The organism is Nocardiopsis sp. TRM 82005 (assembly GCF_056312425.1).
Genome location: NZ_JBWDTQ010000017.1, coordinates 40,789 through 56,766, shown reverse-complemented (window position 1 = coordinate 56,766; position 15,978 = coordinate 40,789). Strand labels below are relative to the sequence as shown.

General features: G+C 71.4%; 14 protein-coding genes. 8 read left to right on the top strand and 6 right to left on the bottom strand.

What is annotated here, in order from left to right; translation table 11 throughout:
• Window positions 1–282: 282 nt before the first annotated feature.
• Window positions 283–1,257 (bottom strand): non-homologous end joining protein Ku, encoded by a 975-nt coding sequence (ku, locus tag AC0T5L_RS13895; RefSeq protein ID WP_476165873.1) that lies wholly within the window; start codon window positions 1,255–1,257, stop codon window positions 283–285.
• Between the two features lie 184 nt (window positions 1,258–1,441).
• Here ku and AC0T5L_RS13890 point away from each other — a divergent pair, with 184 nt between their 5' ends.
• Window positions 1,442–2,536, top strand: coding sequence for a Zn-dependent alcohol dehydrogenase (locus AC0T5L_RS13890; protein ID WP_476165872.1), 1,095 nt, complete (start codon window positions 1,442–1,444; stop codon window positions 2,534–2,536).
• Between the two features lie 243 nt (window positions 2,537–2,779).
• Window positions 2,780–4,444, top strand: a complete 1,665-nt coding sequence (locus tag AC0T5L_RS13885) for an FAD-binding dehydrogenase (protein WP_476165871.1) — start codon at window positions 2,780–2,782, stop codon at window positions 4,442–4,444.
• A 150-nt stretch (window positions 4,445–4,594) separates the two neighbouring features.
• On the opposite strand, the gene AC0T5L_RS13880 is transcribed toward AC0T5L_RS13885, so the two are convergent.
• Window positions 4,595–4,825, bottom strand: a complete 231-nt coding sequence (locus AC0T5L_RS13880; RefSeq protein WP_476166012.1) for a type II toxin-antitoxin system antitoxin — start codon at window positions 4,823–4,825, stop codon at window positions 4,595–4,597.
• 16 nt (window positions 4,826–4,841) lie between these two features.
• Complete coding sequence (locus AC0T5L_RS13875) at window positions 4,842–5,768, bottom strand: SPFH domain-containing protein (protein ID WP_476165870.1); 927 nt, start codon at window positions 5,766–5,768, stop codon at window positions 4,842–4,844.
• A gap of 108 nt (window positions 5,769–5,876) precedes the next feature.
• Here AC0T5L_RS13875 and AC0T5L_RS13870 point away from each other — a divergent pair, with 108 nt between their 5' ends.
• Together AC0T5L_RS13870 and AC0T5L_RS13865 are read left to right on the top strand one after the other, a co-directional pair.
• Window positions 5,877–6,374, top strand: a complete 498-nt coding sequence (locus tag AC0T5L_RS13870; RefSeq protein WP_476165869.1) for a PH domain-containing protein — start codon at window positions 5,877–5,879, stop codon at window positions 6,372–6,374.
• On the top strand, window positions 6,371–8,158 hold the full coding sequence (locus AC0T5L_RS13865) for a PH domain-containing protein (protein WP_476165868.1): 1,788 nt from the start codon (window positions 6,371–6,373) through the stop codon (window positions 8,156–8,158). Before AC0T5L_RS13870 ends, AC0T5L_RS13865 begins: the two co-directional genes overlap by 4 nt.
• 47 nt (window positions 8,159–8,205) lie before the next feature.
• Here AC0T5L_RS13865 and AC0T5L_RS13860 read toward each other — a convergent pair whose 3' ends face one another.
• On the bottom strand, window positions 8,206–8,565 hold the full coding sequence (locus tag AC0T5L_RS13860; RefSeq protein ID WP_476165867.1) for an STAS domain-containing protein: 360 nt from the start codon (window positions 8,563–8,565) through the stop codon (window positions 8,206–8,208).
• A 448-nt stretch (window positions 8,566–9,013) separates the two neighbouring features.
• Here AC0T5L_RS13860 and AC0T5L_RS13855 point away from each other — a divergent pair, with 448 nt between their 5' ends.
• Window positions 9,014–9,550: an NUDIX hydrolase family protein gene (locus AC0T5L_RS13855; RefSeq protein WP_476165866.1), complete on the top strand. Its 537-nt coding sequence runs from the start codon at window positions 9,014–9,016 to the stop codon at window positions 9,548–9,550.
• A gap of 159 nt (window positions 9,551–9,709) precedes the next feature.
• A complete protein-coding gene (locus tag AC0T5L_RS13850) occupies window positions 9,710–10,366 on the top strand; it encodes a nucleoside/nucleotide kinase family protein (protein ID WP_476165865.1) in 657 nt (218 codons plus the stop codon).
• Window positions 10,367–10,404: 38 nt separating this feature from the next.
• On the opposite strand, the gene AC0T5L_RS13845 is transcribed toward AC0T5L_RS13850, so the two are convergent.
• Both AC0T5L_RS13845 and AC0T5L_RS13840 read right to left on the bottom strand, forming a co-directional pair.
• Window positions 10,405–11,343, bottom strand: a complete 939-nt coding sequence (locus AC0T5L_RS13845) for a 2-hydroxyacid dehydrogenase (RefSeq protein WP_476165864.1) — start codon at window positions 11,341–11,343, stop codon at window positions 10,405–10,407.
• Window positions 11,344–11,410: 67 nt separating this feature from the next.
• Window positions 11,411–12,382, bottom strand: a complete 972-nt coding sequence (locus tag AC0T5L_RS13840; RefSeq protein WP_476165863.1) for a beta/alpha barrel domain-containing protein — start codon at window positions 12,380–12,382, stop codon at window positions 11,411–11,413.
• 398 nt (window positions 12,383–12,780) lie between these two features.
• Between AC0T5L_RS13840 and AC0T5L_RS13835 the strand changes: the two genes are divergently transcribed.
• Both AC0T5L_RS13835 and AC0T5L_RS13830 read left to right on the top strand, forming a co-directional pair.
• Entirely contained in the window at window positions 12,781–13,356 is a 576-nt protein-coding gene (locus AC0T5L_RS13835) for a pyridoxamine 5'-phosphate oxidase family protein (RefSeq protein WP_476165862.1), read from the top strand.
• Window positions 13,357–13,650: 294 nt separating this feature from the next.
• Entirely contained in the window at window positions 13,651–15,930 is a 2,280-nt protein-coding gene (locus tag AC0T5L_RS13830; protein ID WP_476165861.1) for a DUF6351 family protein, read from the top strand.
• The last annotated feature ends 48 nt before the right edge of the window (window positions 15,931–15,978 follow it).

Here is a 15,978-nt window from a genome sequence, read left to right as displayed (position 1 = left end):
CCCACCGACACGTTTCCCGGTGCGCTTGAGAGCCTCGGCGGAAGCGGTCCTTGCCCGTGCACCGGGGCGGGGTTTGAGGCGCGGGCGAGGTCGCCGGCGCTCTGGACGTCCTGGAAGCGCCCCGCACCGCCGCCCGTGGGATCTCCCCGGCGTAGGCGGGACCGCCCTTTGAAGCTACTCAGCGGTCGCTCTGCCCCTCGCCGCAGCTCCGGGAGAACTGGGCCGGATCCAGGGCGCCACCGACGCGCGGCCGCCCCGCTTCGAGCGGACGCGCGGGCCGCCTCAGCTCTGGCCGCCCAGTCCCACGGCCTTCTCCAGCTCGTCCCGGTTCATCTTCGACCGGCCCGGAACGTCCATCTCCGAGGCCCGCTGGAGGAGTTCGCGCTTGGTGGCCCTTCCCTCGGCCCTCCTCTCGACCCTGGTGCCACGCGCGCGTGTCCGCGCCCGCGTACCGCGCGCACGTGTGCTCTTGGTGCGCTGTGCCGGCAGGCTCTGGCGCAGGACCTCGTCGAGCCCGCCCGCCGCCTCCTCAGAGGGCCCGGCCCGGTCCGGGCGGTGGGTGAACGTGCTGCCCCTGGCCTTGGCCCGCACCAGCTCGGTCAGGCGCTGGCCGTAGCTGTCCGCGTAGTCCTGCGGGTCCCACTCGGTCGAGAGCGCGCTGACCAGCTCTCTGGCCAGCTCCAGTTCGCTCTTGGTCAGCGCCGCGTGGGCCACGGGCGGCATCACGTCGTCGGGCTCGCGGACCTCGTCCGGCCACCACAGGGTGGAGGCCGACAGCACCCCCCGGTTCGGCTCGATCAGGACGGGGTACTCGCGGTCGCGTAGGACGACGGTGGACACGCCCGTGCGGCGGGTCTGCTCCAGAGCCGTGTACAGCAGCTGGTAGGGCTTGGCGTCGGCCGCCGCCCGGGGGGCGACGTAGTAGGTGGAGGCGTACCACAGTGCGTCGACGGCGCCCTGCGACAGGAAACCGGTCAGTTCCATGGTGCGCGAACCGTGCGGGAGGATCTCCTCCAACTCCTCCGGTTCCAGGACCACGTACTCGTCCTCGGGCCCGGTCCTGGCCCCGCGCACGAGGTCCTCGCTCGCGACCTCCTCGCCGGTGCGCTCGTTCACGCGCACGTACCGAATGCGGTCGGCGGTACCGCGTTCGAACTGGTGCAGCACGGGCCCCCTGCGTTCGCGCGCGCTGTAGAGGCGCACGCCGATCGGCACTCTGCCGAACATCAGGGTTCCCACCCAAACCGGATTGACCATAACCCCCTCCTTCGCCTCCCATCATCACCCCTACCAGGCAAAACATCGGTATAGGCCAGCAAAAGGCAGTAAAAGGCGGAGCTCCGGGGGCCATCGGGGAAAGCACGGATCCGCGTGCCCCCGATCGTTGACCGACCGGTCGGTATTGCTACTGTCACGACAGTCCCCGATTGGAGTTCCTCCCATGAGTACGACCGTCAAGGCCGCCGTCTTCTCCGAGCAGGGCGCCCCTCCGCAGATCCGGGACGTGGTCCTGCCAGACCCCGGCCCCGGCCAGGTGAGGGTGCGCCTGTCCGCGGCTGGTGTGTGCCACTCCGACCTGTCCCTGACCAACGGCACCCTGGCCCAGAAGTGGCCCGCCGTGCTCGGCCACGAGGGAGCCGGGACCGTGGACGCCGTGGGCGAGGGCGTCACTGACCTGGTGCCCGGACAGCAGGTGATCCTGAACTGGGCGCCGCCATGCCGCGACTGCTGGTTCTGCCGTCAGGGCGAGCCCCACCTGTGCGAGCACGCGCTGGACCGCACGGTGCAGCCCTACGCCGAGCTCACCGACGGCACACCCCTCTATCCGGGGCTGGGCTGCGGCGCGTTCGCAGAGGCCACCGTGGTACCCGCCCACGCCGTCGTACCGCTGCCCGACGGGATCGACCCGGCCGTGGCCGCGGTGCTGGGCTGCGCGGTGCTCACCGGGTGGGGTGCCGTCAACAACTCCGCGGGGGTGCGTGAGGGCCAGTCAGCCGTGGTCCTGGGCCTGGGAGGGGTGGGCCTGTCGGTGCTACAGGCAGCGCGCCTGGCCGGAGCCGACCCGGTGATCGCGGTGGACCTCTCCCCCGACAAGGAGGAATTGGCCCGGTCGCTGGGCGCCACCGAGTTCTTGGTCGCCGACGGCTCGCTGACCAAGGCCGTGCGCGCGCTGACGGGCGGCCGGGGCGCCGACCACGCTTTCGAGGTGGTCGGTTCGGCCAAGGTGGTGCGCTCGGCCTGGAACGTGTCCCGGCGCGGTGGCACGATCACGGTGGTGGGCGTGGGCAGGGTGGACGACGAGGTGTCGTTCAACGCCTTGGAGCTCTTCCACCAGGCCCGCACGCTGCGCGGGTGTGTCTACGGCTCCAGCGACCCGACCCGCGACATCCCGCTCATCGCCGAGCAGGTGCGCTCGGGAGAGCTGAAGCTGTCGGCCATGATCACCGACGAGATCCCTCTCGAGGGCGTGCCGGAGGCCTTCGAGCGCATGGCCCAGGGGAAGGGCGGCCGGTCGCTGGTGCGCTTCGGCGCCTGAGAGACGCTCTGGCGGTGCCGTGCGCGACACCGCCGGAGCTCTTCACGGGAGGGTCCGCACGGGCCTTCCGGTGCGCACGGGCCGGATGCCTCCGCTGGAACCGGGGCGGTTTGTCACTCGGTGACAAATGATGTGGCGCACGGCACACACTCCCCTTGCCGGGCCGGGCGGGCGGGGGCACAGTCGTCACACCATCGCGTACACCGTGCCTCCGGGCACGTCCGACCTGAGGGGAAGATCCGTATGGACAGCGGAGCCGACCACGCCGACGCGATCGTCGTCGGCGCCGGGCTGGCGGGCCTGGCCGCGGCCGCCGAGTTGGCCGACGCGGGCAAACGGGTGGTCCTGCTCGACCAGGAGCCAGAGCAGTCCCTGGGCGGCCAGGCCTTCTGGTCCTTCGGCGGGCTGTTCTTCGTGGACTCCCCCGAGCAGCGCCGTATGGGTATCAGGGACTCGGCCGAACTGGCTCTACAGGACTGGATGGGCACCGCCGGGTTCGACCGCCCCGAGGACGCCTGGCCCCGCCGGTGGGCCGAGGCCTACGTGGACTTCGCCGCCGGGGAGAAGCGCTCCTGGCTGTACCAGCAGGGCCTGCGGATCTTCCCCCTCGTGGGCTGGGCCGAGCGCGGCGGTTACCTGGCCGACGGGCACGGCAACTCCGTGCCCCGCTTCCACATCACCTGGGGCACCGGTCCCGGCGTGGTAGCGCCCTTCGAGCGGCGGGTGCGCGCGGCGGCCGAGCGCGGGCTGGTCTCGATGCGCTTTCGCCACCGGGTGGACGGACTGGTGGTCACCAACGGAACGGTCACCGGCGTGCGCGGCGCCGTCCTGGCTCCCAGCGACACGGAGCGGGGCCGGGCCAGCGGCCGCGAGGTGGTCGGCGACTTCGAGGTGTCCGCGCAGGCTGTCATCGTCACCTCCGGCGGGATCGGCGCCGACCATGACATGGTGCGCCGCAACTGGCCCGAGCGCCTGGGTACCCCGCCCGAGCACATGCTCTCGGGCGTGCCCGAGCACGTGGACGGGCGCATGCTCACCATCACCCAGGAGGCGGGCGGGCAGGTCATCAACCCCGACCGCATGTGGCACTACACCGAGGGCATCCAGAACTGGGACCCGGTCTGGGCCCGGCACGGAATCCGTATCCTGCCGGGACCATCGTCCCTGTGGCTGGACGCGACCGGCAAGCGACTGCCCGCGCCCTACTTCCCGGGGTTCGACACGCTGGGCACGCTGGAGCACATCATGAGGAGCGGCCACGAGTACACGTGGTTCGTGCTCTCGCAGAAGATCATCGAAAAGGAGTTCGCGCTGTCGGGCTCGGAGCAGAACCCCGACCTGACCGGCAAGGACATCGGACTCGTTCTCAAGCGGGTCCTGCCCGGAGCACCGGGGCCGGTGGAGGCCTTCAAGCGCGACGGCGTGGACTTCGCGGTCGCGGACAGGCTGCCCGAGCTGATCGGGAAGATGCGGGAGATCGCGGGCGACGGGGCACTGGACGCCGACACCGTCACCCGCGAGGTGGTGGCCCGCGACCGGGAGATGGTCAACACCTTCACCAAGGACCTACAGGTGACGGCCATCCACGGGGCACGCAACTACCGGGGCGACCGCCTGTCCCGGGTGGCCGCCCCGCACCAGATCCTGGATCCCAAGGCGGGACCGCTGATCGCGGTGCGCCTGCGCATCCTCACGCGCAAGACCCTGGGCGGCCTGCACACCGACCTGGACGCGCGGGTACTGCGCGAGGACGGCACCCCGCTGCCGGGGGTGTACGCCGCGGGCGAGGTCGCCGGGTTCGGCGGCGGCGGGATGCACGGCTACCGGGCGCTGGAGGGCACCTTCCTGGGCGGGTGCCTGTTCTCAGGACGCACCGCCGGCAGGGCCGCCGCGGCAGCCCTGGGCTAGGGAGCGTTCCGCCGACACAGGCGAAAGCCTCCAGAAGGACGCCTCCCGTGCGCCGACCGCCAACACCGTCGGTGTGGCGGGCCGGCCGGAGCGCCCTCCGCCGCGAACGGAGCCGGGTGCCCCGTCGGCCCGGCTCCGTGGTCTGAGCCCTCACTCCTGCTGCGAGGCGTCCTCCCCCCGGCCCGGTCCGGACCTGCGCGGTCGGCCCCGACGGGGGAGGCCCCCGGCCTCCTTCGGCATCCGTCCCGCCTCGTCCAGCGCGCGGCGCAGGAGGAACTCGATCTGTGCGTTGGTGCTGCGCAGCTCCTGCCCGGCCCACCGCGCGATCGCGTCGTGGACGGCGGGGTCGAGCCGCAGCAGCACCTTCTTGCGCTCGGGCACGGTCACCTCACGCGGGTTACTGGTACAGGGTCCCGGCGTTGACGACGGGGGTGGCCGGGCGGTCGGAGCACAGCACCACCAACAGGTTGCTGACCATGGCGGCCTTGCGCTCCTCGTCCAGGTCCACCACCTCCTCCTCCGACAGGCGCGCGAGCGCGCGGTCGACCATCCCGACGGCGCCCTCGACGATCTCCTGGCGTGCGGCGATCAGCGCGCTGGCCTGCTGTCTCTGGAGCATGGCCTGGGCGATCTCCGAGGCGTAGGCCAGGTGGGTGAACCGCGACTCCATGATCCGCACGCCGGCGGCCTCGACCCGCTCGCCGACCTCCTTGGACAGCTGCTCGGTGATCAGGTCGGCGCTGCCGCGCAGGGACTGGCTGGTGTCGGTGTCGTAGGAGTCGTAGGGGTAGTTGCCCGCGATGTGGCGCACGGCGGCCTCGGTCTGGATGGAGACGAACTCGACGAAGTCGTCCACCTCGAAGGAGGCCCGGGCGGTGTCCTCGACCTGCCAGACGATGACGGCGGCAATCTCGATGGGGCTGCCGGAGGCGTCGTTGACCTTCATGACGGAGGTCTCGTGGTTGCGAATGCGGGTGGAGACGCCCTTGCGCACGGTGAAGGGGTTGACCCAGCGCAACCCGTCGGTGCGGACACTGCCCACGTAGCGGCCGAAGAGCTGGACGACCTTGGCCTCGTTGGGCGCGACCATCTCCAGGCCGATGAAGAGCAGGAAACCGACCACGGCGAGGACCACACCGACGGGTACGAGGAACACGGACAGCCCTGCGAGGGGTGGCAGTTCCGCCAGGGGTGACAGGGCGACGCCGACACCGACGAGGAACAGCAGGACGCTGACCGCCGCTATCAGTATGCCGTTGACACTGGCCACGGGGTGTTCTCGATACTGGGGCGCGTGGGTCTGGTGCTGACCGGTTGTGGTCATCTCGTCTTCCGTCCTCGTCGTAGTGATGACTGGAGAATAGCATTGTGATATCACTTTTCATAGACGCCCGGCCCGCTGGACCCCGACCGAGAAGGAGACACGGACGCGATGAGCGCCAATATCCCCCGCCTGCGCCCGCCCCGGCACCGCGTGGACAGGCGAGCCGTGCGGTGGTGGACGACCCGTTCACTGGCCGTGGCCGTCCTTCTCACCGCGGTTCCCGTGGTGCCCGCGATCATCTGGGAGCCGCCACGTGCCTGGCTCCTGCTCGCCGCCGCCGTGATCGGCGGGTTCGGGCTGCTGATCACCGTGGTCATGCCGCAGTGGCGCTACCGGGTCCACCGCTGGGAGATCACCGACACCGCCGTCTACACCTCCAGCGGATGGCTCTGGCAGGAGTGGCGCGTGGCCCCGATGTCACGTATCCAGACCGTGGACACCGCGCGCGGCCCGCTACAGCGGGCGTTCGGACTCTCCAGCGTGACCGTGACCACCGCCTCCGCGGCTGGTCCGATCGAGATCGCCGGGCTCGACCACACACTGGCCACGCAGGTGGTCGACCAGCTCACCGACACCACCCAGGCAACCCCGGGAGACGCGACATGACCTCTCCGGACGAGCACCACCCCGAACCCGGGGAGCACACCCGGCCCGGGTCCGCCCCCGACCCCTCCGACGCACGGGAGGCACGGGAGGCACGGGAGGAGTCCGCCCCCGTCCCCGTCCCCGGCCCAGAGGACTGGCAGCGGTTGCATCCGCTCAGCGTTTGGGCCAGCACCGCCGTCGCGAGCATCTTCCTCATCCCCTCCGCGATCGTGGGCACCATCGTCCTCATCGCCTTCGACCAGCCCCTGTGGGCGCTGGCCCCGATCCCCGGCACGTTGGCGCTCCTGGCGCTCATGACCTACCTCGACATACTGCGCCTGCGTGCGATCAGCTATCGCGTCACCGCCGAGCGCATGGAGATGCGCTCGGGCATCATCGCCAAGGCCTACCGGTCCATCCCACGCGAGCGCGTGCGCAGCGTGGATGTGGCGGCGCCCGTCTACGTGCGGATCTTCGGCCTGTGCTCGGTCACCGTCGGCACCGGTGAGAAAGTCGGGGCCGGCGGTCCCGACCAGCTCCAGCTGCTCTACGTCACCGCCGAACAGGGCGAGTGGCTGCGCCGCGACCTGCTGTACAGGGGCGCTTCCAGGACCACCGAGGGCTCCGTTGGCGAAGGACCGGGCACGGCCGGAGAAGCCGAACTGGCCAGGCTCGACCGCCGCTGGTTCGCCTACGTCCCCGCGACCACCGCCACCCTGGGTGTGGGCCTGGGAGCCATCGCCGGTCTGCTGGGGCTCAACGCCCAGACCGGCGGCGCGGGGTGGGACTGGATCTCCGACCAGGCCAACCTGCCCAGCATCGCGGAGATGTCCTCGTTCGTGATGGCGCGCATCCTGGTCGTGGTGCCTCTGACACTGCTGGGACTACTGGTTTCTGGTGTGATCATCCTGACCGCCGTAGCGGTGGAGACCTGGTGGGACTACCGCCTCACACGGGAGGCTGACGGTACCGTGCGGCTGCGCAGGGGGCTGCTGACCAGCGTGTCACTGTCGGTGGAGGGGCGCCGCCTCAACGGCGTCACCCTGCACGAGCCGTTCGTGTTGCGCTCCGTGGGCGGAGCGGACGTGCGCGCGGTGGCGACCGGCCTGGCCGACGCGGACGACAAGAAGACCAGCGCCAAGAGCCGCCTGTCCCCAGCTATGCCGCGGGGGCGGGCACGCGAACTGGCCGCCGACCTGATGCGGACCCCGGATTCGCCCCTGAACGTCCCGCTGGCCGCACACCCCCGGGCAGCGCTGCGCCGCCGCTTCACCCGGGCCACCGTCGTCACCGTGCTGGGCGCGGTGCTCGCCGGGGCGCTGGCCTGGCTGCACACTCTGGCCAGCGCGGCCTGGTGGGAGGTGGTGCACGAGGCGGAGCGGGAGTTCATCCCCGTGCCGCTGGCCACGAGCACGGTGGAGGCCACCCCGAGCTGGGGATGGGCGGTGCTGGCGGTACTGGTCGCGGCGGCGGCGTTCTGGTACGCGGTGGGCTCCTACCGGGGTCTTGGCCACGGGTTGCACCCGCGTTACCTCGTCGTGCGCGGGGGGATGGCGGTGCGCGACACGGTGACGCTGGAGCGGTCGTCGGTGATCGGCTGGCGGATCACCCGATCACCGTTCCAGCGCAGGCTCGGCCTTGCTGACGTGGCGGCCACGACGGCCGCGGGACAGGGGATGTACGCGGCCGGTGACGTGGGCATGGAGCAGGGTCTGGCCTGGGCGGACGAGGCCGTGCCCGGACTGCTGGAGCCCTTCCTGCTGCACGGGGACGGGCGAGAGGACGGCGGGCCGTCCCACACCTGAGCACGGGGCCGCGCCCGACCGGGAGCCCCGGGGCGGGCCCGGGGGCGTTACGGCCGTTCGGGAACCGTGTTGCGGATGGGGTCGCTGTTGACCCGCAGGCCGCTGGTGTGCGTGAGCGCCATTTCCAGGATGGGGTAGATCTCGAACACCCGCCTCATACCGAGCGCTTCGAGCACACGTGCGGCGATGGGCGCGGGTTCGGCGAGAACCACGTGCCGACCCTGCCGGGTGAGGTCCTTGTAGACCGCCACGAGGGCACTGACACCGCTGGCGTCGAAGAAGCCGAGCCCGGACATGTCCACCACCAGACAGTCGCACCGCGAGACGTGCGCGGCCTGGAGCAGACGATCCCGCATACGGTCAGCGGTGGCGAGGTCGACCTCGCCGTAAACGGGCACCACCGTCACACCTGTACAGGGGAAACGCTCCTGGGTCGAGAACCGGGCATCCTTCGCCACTCGGGCCACCTCTCACCAGACGTAACCTTGCCACTACGCAACCGCGTACGAGATCGTAACCCCTCCAGAGAGGCCACGGGAGGCTTTCCATGAGAAAAACCGACGAAATCTCGTTGATGTGGCTGTGAAGACAGCCCCGTGTCACCCCGCGCGGAAGGCGGTGGGCCGTTCACGGCCGAGTCCGCCCCCCAGATCCCCATTCCTTGTTCTCGGACACTCCCGAAGCCGCCCCCGCACCGTGTGCCAGGGGCCCGGGTGCGGTAGGAAGCGGTACAGGCGTCACTCCCGTGTCCGCGCCCTCGGGGCCGGACACACGGGCCGACCTCCAGGACAGCTAGAGAAGGGAGGGAGCGGTGGCCGCCCCGGCCGACGGCCGGAGCACCCCGCCGCACACCCGATGACCGAAACCGCCGACACCCAGCCCGGCTGGCTCTCCTCCGAGGAACTGGAGAACATCCGTGGCCGCATGCCCATCCTCTACGTCCAGGCCGTACCCGTGCGAGTGGACGAGGTGGGCGAGGTGACCCATGTCGGCCTGCTCATGCGAGCCACTCCCGAGGGCAGCTTCCACCGGTCGGTGGTCTCGGGCCGTGTCCTCTACCACGAGCGGGTACGCGACGCCCTGCTGCGCAACCTGGAGAAGGACCTGGGCCCGGTGGCCCTGCCGCGCATCCCCATCTCGCCGCAGCCGTTCACGGTCGCCGAGTACTTCCCCACCCCGGGGGTCACCCCGTTTCACGACTCGCGCCAACACGCGGTGGCGATGGCCTACATCGTGCCGGTCTCGGGTGACTGCCAGCCGCGCCAGGACGCCTTGGACCTCGTGTGGTTCACCCCGGAGGAGGCGGTGAGCCCGCAGATGCGCGAGGAGATGACGGGCGGCCAGGACGCACTGCTGCGCCAGGCGCTGGCCCACGTGGGCCACGCCCCCTAACTGATCTGAGAGGCCGGGGATGCCGGCGGTGGTGCGCGGCACCGCGCACCACCGCCGGCATCCCCGCGAAGTACCGGGTGGGCTGGTCCCGGGTACGGCACTGCCCGCCCCCCGAGAGCACGAGGACCGCTTCCGGCCCGTGCGCATAAGCTCGTTTCCATGTCCGAACCGCTTGTCACCGATGCCGTCGCACTGGCCCGGGAGGCCGTCACCAGCGGAGCCGGCCGCGCCGTGTTGGGCCTGGCCGGGGCTCCCGGGGCGGGAAAGTCCACGCTCGCCCGCCGCCTGGTGGCCGGGGTCGACCAGGAACTGGGCCCGGACACGGCCGGGTACCTGCCCATGGACGGGTTCCACCTGTCCAACGCCCAGCTCGACCGACTGGAACGACGCGACCGCAAGGGCGCCCCGGACACCTTCGACGCGCACGGCTACGTGGCGCTGGTGCGCCGCCTGCTGACCGAGACCCGCCATCCCGTCTACGTGCCCGACTACGACCGCCGGCTGCACGAACCCGTCGCCGCGCGGCACGTGATCACCCCGGACACACACCTGGTGGTGACCGAGGGCAACTACCTGGCCAGTGACGGGGAACCCTGGGCACAGCTGCGCGGGCTGTTCTCGCAGCTGTGGTACGTGGAGGCCGACGACGAGCTGCGCGAGCGCAGGCTGCACCGGCGCCAGGTGTCGGGTGGGGCGACCGAGGAGGCCGCCCTCCGGTGGGTGGAGCGCAGCGACCGCCCCAACGGAGAGCTGGTCAAGCACTTCCGGAACAACTGTACGCGCGTGGTGCGCCCGCGGGGCCTCACGGAGGGCTGAGTGCGTGGGCCGACGCCGCCGCTCGCCCCGGGCCCGGGTCAGACGATCCGATGGGGCGGCTCTTGACCCGCCGCGAAGGCCGCCACGGCGGCCGCCCATGCCTCCCTGCGGCGCTCCTGGCACTCACGGGTCCTGGCGGCGAACCGGGAGCTGAGCACCAGGTTGTCCAGACGGGGGTAGGGGCTGCGCTCGCCGACCAGGTCCAGGCCCGCGCCGCGGATGCGCCCCTCGCGCAGGACGGCCGTCAGGGCCCCGGCGTCGACGACGTCATCGGGTGAGATGCTGGCCAGGACCGCCGAGGGCTTCATCAGGGCCAGCTCCTCCGCTCCCAACAGGTGCCGGGAGTCGGCGTTGAGCGGCAGGGTGAGGAAGACGGCGTCGGACACCGACAGGAGCTTGGTCAGCTCCACCGGGGTCGAGCCCTCCACCCGGCGCGGACCGCGGTTGACGTGGAGCACCTCCATGCCCAGTCCGCGCACCATGCGCGCCACCCCCGAGCCGATGTCTCCCATGCCGACGATTCCGGCGACCTTGCCGGAGAGTTCCATGCTCTCCTGCCCCGAGCACAGCAGGTCGCCGCCGCGTACGCGCTCATTGACCGGGACGATGCTCTTGGCGACCGCCATCATCAGGGCGACGGCGTGCTCGGCCACCGCGTCGCCGGTGTACCCCGCGGTGTTGCACACGGCGATTCCGCGCTCGCGGCAGTGGTCCAGGTCCACGTACTCCACGGCCGTGGTGGTGGCGACGACCAGCTCCAGCCCGGGCAGCAGGCGCAGCTTCTCCGCGCTCAGGTCCATGTAGGTGGTGACCAGGATCTGCGTGTCCGGGTGGCGCCGGAACTCCTCGGCCGGGTCCAGGCCCCCGCTGGCGTCCTGCACCCAGTGCGCCTCCACGCTGCCGGACAGGCGGTCCAGGACGTCCGTGGGGATGGGTTGCCGGTCGTTGAGTACGAGGCAGCGCTTGGGCTGGGACAAACCGTTCCTCCAGGGGTGGTGGTGTGCGTGCGGGCGTACGCCCGTTCCAAGAGCGCGGGCCGGGCGGTCAGAGGTCCCCCAGGATCTCGCCGACGTCCCTGTAGCGTTTCCAGGCCAGGCCGCGCAGGAACTCCTCGGCGCCCTCGCCGTGGGCCCCCCACACGTCGGGTGCCCACTCCTGTTCCAGGTTGCGCCGGCCGGTCAGCGGATACAGGTGCTGGAAGGGCGGCGGCGAGGGCATCTCCGCCGCCACGCGCTCGGCCAGGGAGGCCAGCCGGGGCCGGTCCACCTCACCGACCAGTGCCAGGGCTTCGGCCAGGTCGGTGTTGCCGCCGCCCAGGCCATAGCCGTTGAGGGAGCCGTCGACGAGGTCGAAGCCCGCCTCCAGCGCGATCCGGGAGTTGGCGACCGCGTAGCCGAGGTTGTCGTGGGCGTGGAAGCCCGCCAGCCCGGTCCAGGCGGCCCGCACGCCGGTGAACAGTTCGGCGGCAGCCTCGGGCAGGAGCGCGCCGCGCGAGTCGGCCAGGTAGAGCCAGTCGACGACGCCCGACCGGTCGACTCGCTCGACCGCCGCGACCAGTTCCTCGGGTTCGTAGGCGGTGATGCTGATGAGGTTGAGCGAACAGGTCACCCCCGTGGCGCACACAGCCTCCGCGGCGGCGAGCACGTGCTCCACCCGTTCCACGAAGCAGGTCAGCCGCACCACGTCGAGCACCTCCGCGCGCGGCCGCAGTAGGTCGGTGACCTCCTGGGGGCTCCTTCCGTTCACGCCGAGCATCGCGACCACGCGGGCCTGGCCGGTATCCTCGCCGACCTGTCGCAGCAGGTCGGCGGAGCACCGGAGCGTTGGCTTGAGCGTGGTGTCTTCACCGATGTAGCCGACCTCCACGTAGGGCACGCCCACCTCGCCGAGGACCTTGGAGTGCTCGCGCACGGTGGCGTCGGTGAAGCTCCAGGCATTGAGATAGCCGCCGTCGCGCAAGGTGACGTCGAGGATCTGTGGTCGCCGAGGTCCGGTGGCGGTGTGTCGAGCGGGCAAGTGTGCCTCCTGACAAGCGCCGAACAATCGCCTTCAGTAATGTGGCCACTACACATAGTCGCCAAACATCCGACCTTAGCAGGAACCCGCCGCTCCCCCTCCCCTTTCGACACGCGTGCCCCTTTTGGCACCGCCCGCGCGTTTTGGCACCCTCATGGCGCGAGGACCGGGACCGCTTTTCCCCGAAACGCGGAGTGGTGGTGCGCGCCGTGTCCGGAAGGGCGGGGAGGACCCCGTGTCCCCGCGTTCTGTTTGGGTCGTACGCCCCGCCGGGTAGTCGAAGGAGCGGAGACCTCCGCCGCACGACGACACATGCGGTCGGGCCACGCTCCCGGGCCCGCCGACGGCAGGGACGGCGAAGGCAGGAAACGGGGGCATTCTTCTCGGGGGAGCTTGTCATGACCAGAATGAGCGGTGCCGGTGCGGCTGGCAGGAGGCGGGAGGACCCGGCCACGGGTCCGGTCGCGCCGCCGGAGCAGCGAGGGGCGCCCGACGAGTACGCGGGGACCGACCGCCTCGCCGATGAGCAGGAGCTCCTGGAGGGGGCCGACATCATCGAGGGCGACGAGGAGGCCAGGTTCACCGTCCTGGAGCGCCAGACCTGCTTCAACCTGCTGAACACGCGCGACATCGGTCGCGTGGCGTTCACGATCGAGGGGGACGCCGCCCCGACGGTTCTGCCGGTGAACTACGCCATGGTCGACGAGGGCATCGTGTTCCGCTCCACCCTGTCCGGGGCCATCATGCGCCACGCGCGCGGATACGTCGCCTTCCAGGTCGACAGCCTCGACGAGGAGAGCCGTGAGGGGTGGAGCGTGCTCGCCAGCGGACGGTGCCAGTGGATCCGCGACACCGGAGAGCTGGCCCGCATCCCGCAGGGCCGCCTCCCCCTCCCCTGGGCTGAGGGTAATCGCGACCAGGTTCTGAGGATCACCCCGGGCAGGTTGAGCGGGCGGCGGATCAGCAGGAGCTGACACCAGGGCGGCCCGGACCGGAGCGGCGTCCGGGCCACCGAGCCGCAAAAAGAGGCCTTCCACACCTTCCCTCCCGCTGTGTTCGGTTCGCACCTTTCGGGGTACCGACTTCGCCATGGGAGTGCAAAGTCCACCTCATGCCCGGTGTGTTTCCGGTCCCGTAGGACGCCCCGTGGACACGATCGACCCGTGCGCCAGCCCTTCCCACGGACCAGCAACTATCAGCACCGAGCCCGCCGCGGAGGCCGTTCCCGGTACGGCGGGCACCACGCACCCTCCCCCGACGGGATCCCCGTGACCGCGCCCCCTTGGAACCGTGTACTCCTCAACACCGGGGCAGCCGCCACCGCCGCGTTCTTCACCCTCTCCGGAGCGCCCCTCTTCGATCTGGGCGTCCTGCCCGCGTCCGCCGGCGTCCTACCCCCGGCCACCGCGCCTGAGTCGCCCCGTGACCCCGGCGGCCCACTCTCCCTGGAGGTGCTCTCCTCCCGGCCCGACACCGTCATGGGCGGCACCGTCCTGGTCAGGGTGGTTCCCCCCGAGGCCGTGCCCACCGACCGCATCCGGCTGGAGGCGGGCGGAAGGGACGTCACCGACGCTCTGCGCGCCGTCATCCTGGACCGCGGCGGACTCGCCCTGGAGGGCCTGGTCTCCGACCTGCCCGAGGGCGGCACCGAACTGGTCGCCTCCGTTCCGGGCGGCGGGGGCTCCGGGGACGGGGGCACCCCGGCCACCGCGTCCGGCTCCGCACGGGTCACGGTGACCAACCACCCCCTCACAGGGCCTGTGTTCTCCGGCCCGCACGAGGAACCCTTCGTGTGCGGCACCGACCGCTTCGCCCTGCACGGCGGCGGCACCCTCGGCCCGCCCCTGGACGAGGACTGCTCCGCCGAGACGGTGGTCCGCCACATGTACCGCACCGCCGACGGCGAGTGGGCGCCCGTGCCCGACCCCGACCAGGTTCCGCGCGATGCCGCCGAGACCACCACCTCCACCGGCGAACGGGTGCCCTACACCGTGCGGGTGGAGACGGGCACCGTGAACCGGTCGGTCTACGAGACGGCCGTGCTGTACACCCCCGGCTCCGCCGGGCCCGACCCGTGGAGCCCGCCCGAAGGGTGGAACCGCCGCCTGGTGTACAAGTTCGGCGGTGGCTGTACGGGTGGCTGGTACGTCCAGGGCACCAGGACCGCGGGGGTACTGGACCACGGCATGCTCTCCCAGGGGTACGCGGTGGCCTCGGCCTCCCTCAACGTGTTCGGCAACAACTGCAACGACCTGCTGGCCGCCGAAACGGCCGCCGCCGTCAAGCAGCGCTTCTCCCTCACCCACGGCGCCCCGGACCTGACCCTGGGCTGGGGCTCCTCCGGCGGCGCCTACCAGGCCCACCAGATCGCCGACAACCAACCCGGCCTGCTCGACGGGGCCATGGTCGCCCAGGCCTTCCCTGACGTGGGTTTCTCGGTGGTACCCGTCATCACCGACGCCCTGCTGCTGCGCGACTACGCCAGTGAGCACCCCGACGTGCTCGACCGCGGAGAACAGCTCGCGGTCTCCGGTTTCCTGCGCTGGGACAGCATCGGCCTCTTGGCGAAGAAGGCCGTCCGCGTCGACCCGCGCGGAGCATGCCCGTCCCAACTGCCCGAGGGGGAGCGCTACCACCCCGTGGACAGCCCCGGCGGCGCCCGCTGCGATGTGTACGCGCACACCCGCAACGTGTACGGCACCGACCCCGCCACCGGGCTGCCGCGGCGCCCCCTGGACAACGTCGGCGTCCAGTACGGGCTGGACGCCCTGCTGGGCGGCACCATCGGCGTCGACCAGTTCCTGCACCTGAACGAGCACATCGGCGGGCTGGACGCCGACGGGCGGGTGGTGGACGAGCGCACCGTGGCCGATCACCAGGCCACCGTCGCCGCCTACCGCACCGGCCGCCTGCTCAACGGGGGCGGCGGCCTGGCCGACATCCCCGTGGTGGACTACCGTTCCTACCAGGACGACGCCGAAGGCGGCGACCTCCACATGCGCTACCACTCCTTCTCGGTGCGCGAGCGGCTGCGGGCGGCCAACGGCACCGCCGACAACCACGTCATGCTCGTGGAGGAGCGGGGCCGAGGCGGGTTCGCCGCCTCCGCCCCGGTTGCCGGACGGGCCCTGGCCGAACTCGATGCCTGGGTGACCGGTCTGCACGAGCAGCGGCACGCCGACCCGAGCCGCCCCGCCATCGACCACATCCGTACCACGCGCCCCGAATGGCTCGTCGACTCATGCTGGGTGGGCGGTCCGACACCACAGCGGGTGGTCACCGAGCAGCGTCCGCTGCGCGCCGGGCGGGGCGACCGGTGCGCCGACGCCTACCCGGTGCACACCTCGCCCCGGATGGTCGCGGGGGCCCCGCTGACCTCGGACGTCGTCAAATGCCGCCTCACCCCCTTCGACACCGACACCCACCCGGCCGACTTCACCGAGGAGCAGGCGGCGCGGGCGGCGGAAGTGTTCGCCGAGGGAGTGTGCGACTGGTCGGCGCCCGGAGCGGGGCAGCAGGGGCTCGCGGGAACCTGGCTGCGTTTCTGACACCCGTGTTCGGCCCGCGACCGGGTCCGGCCGCCCGAGACGAGGAAC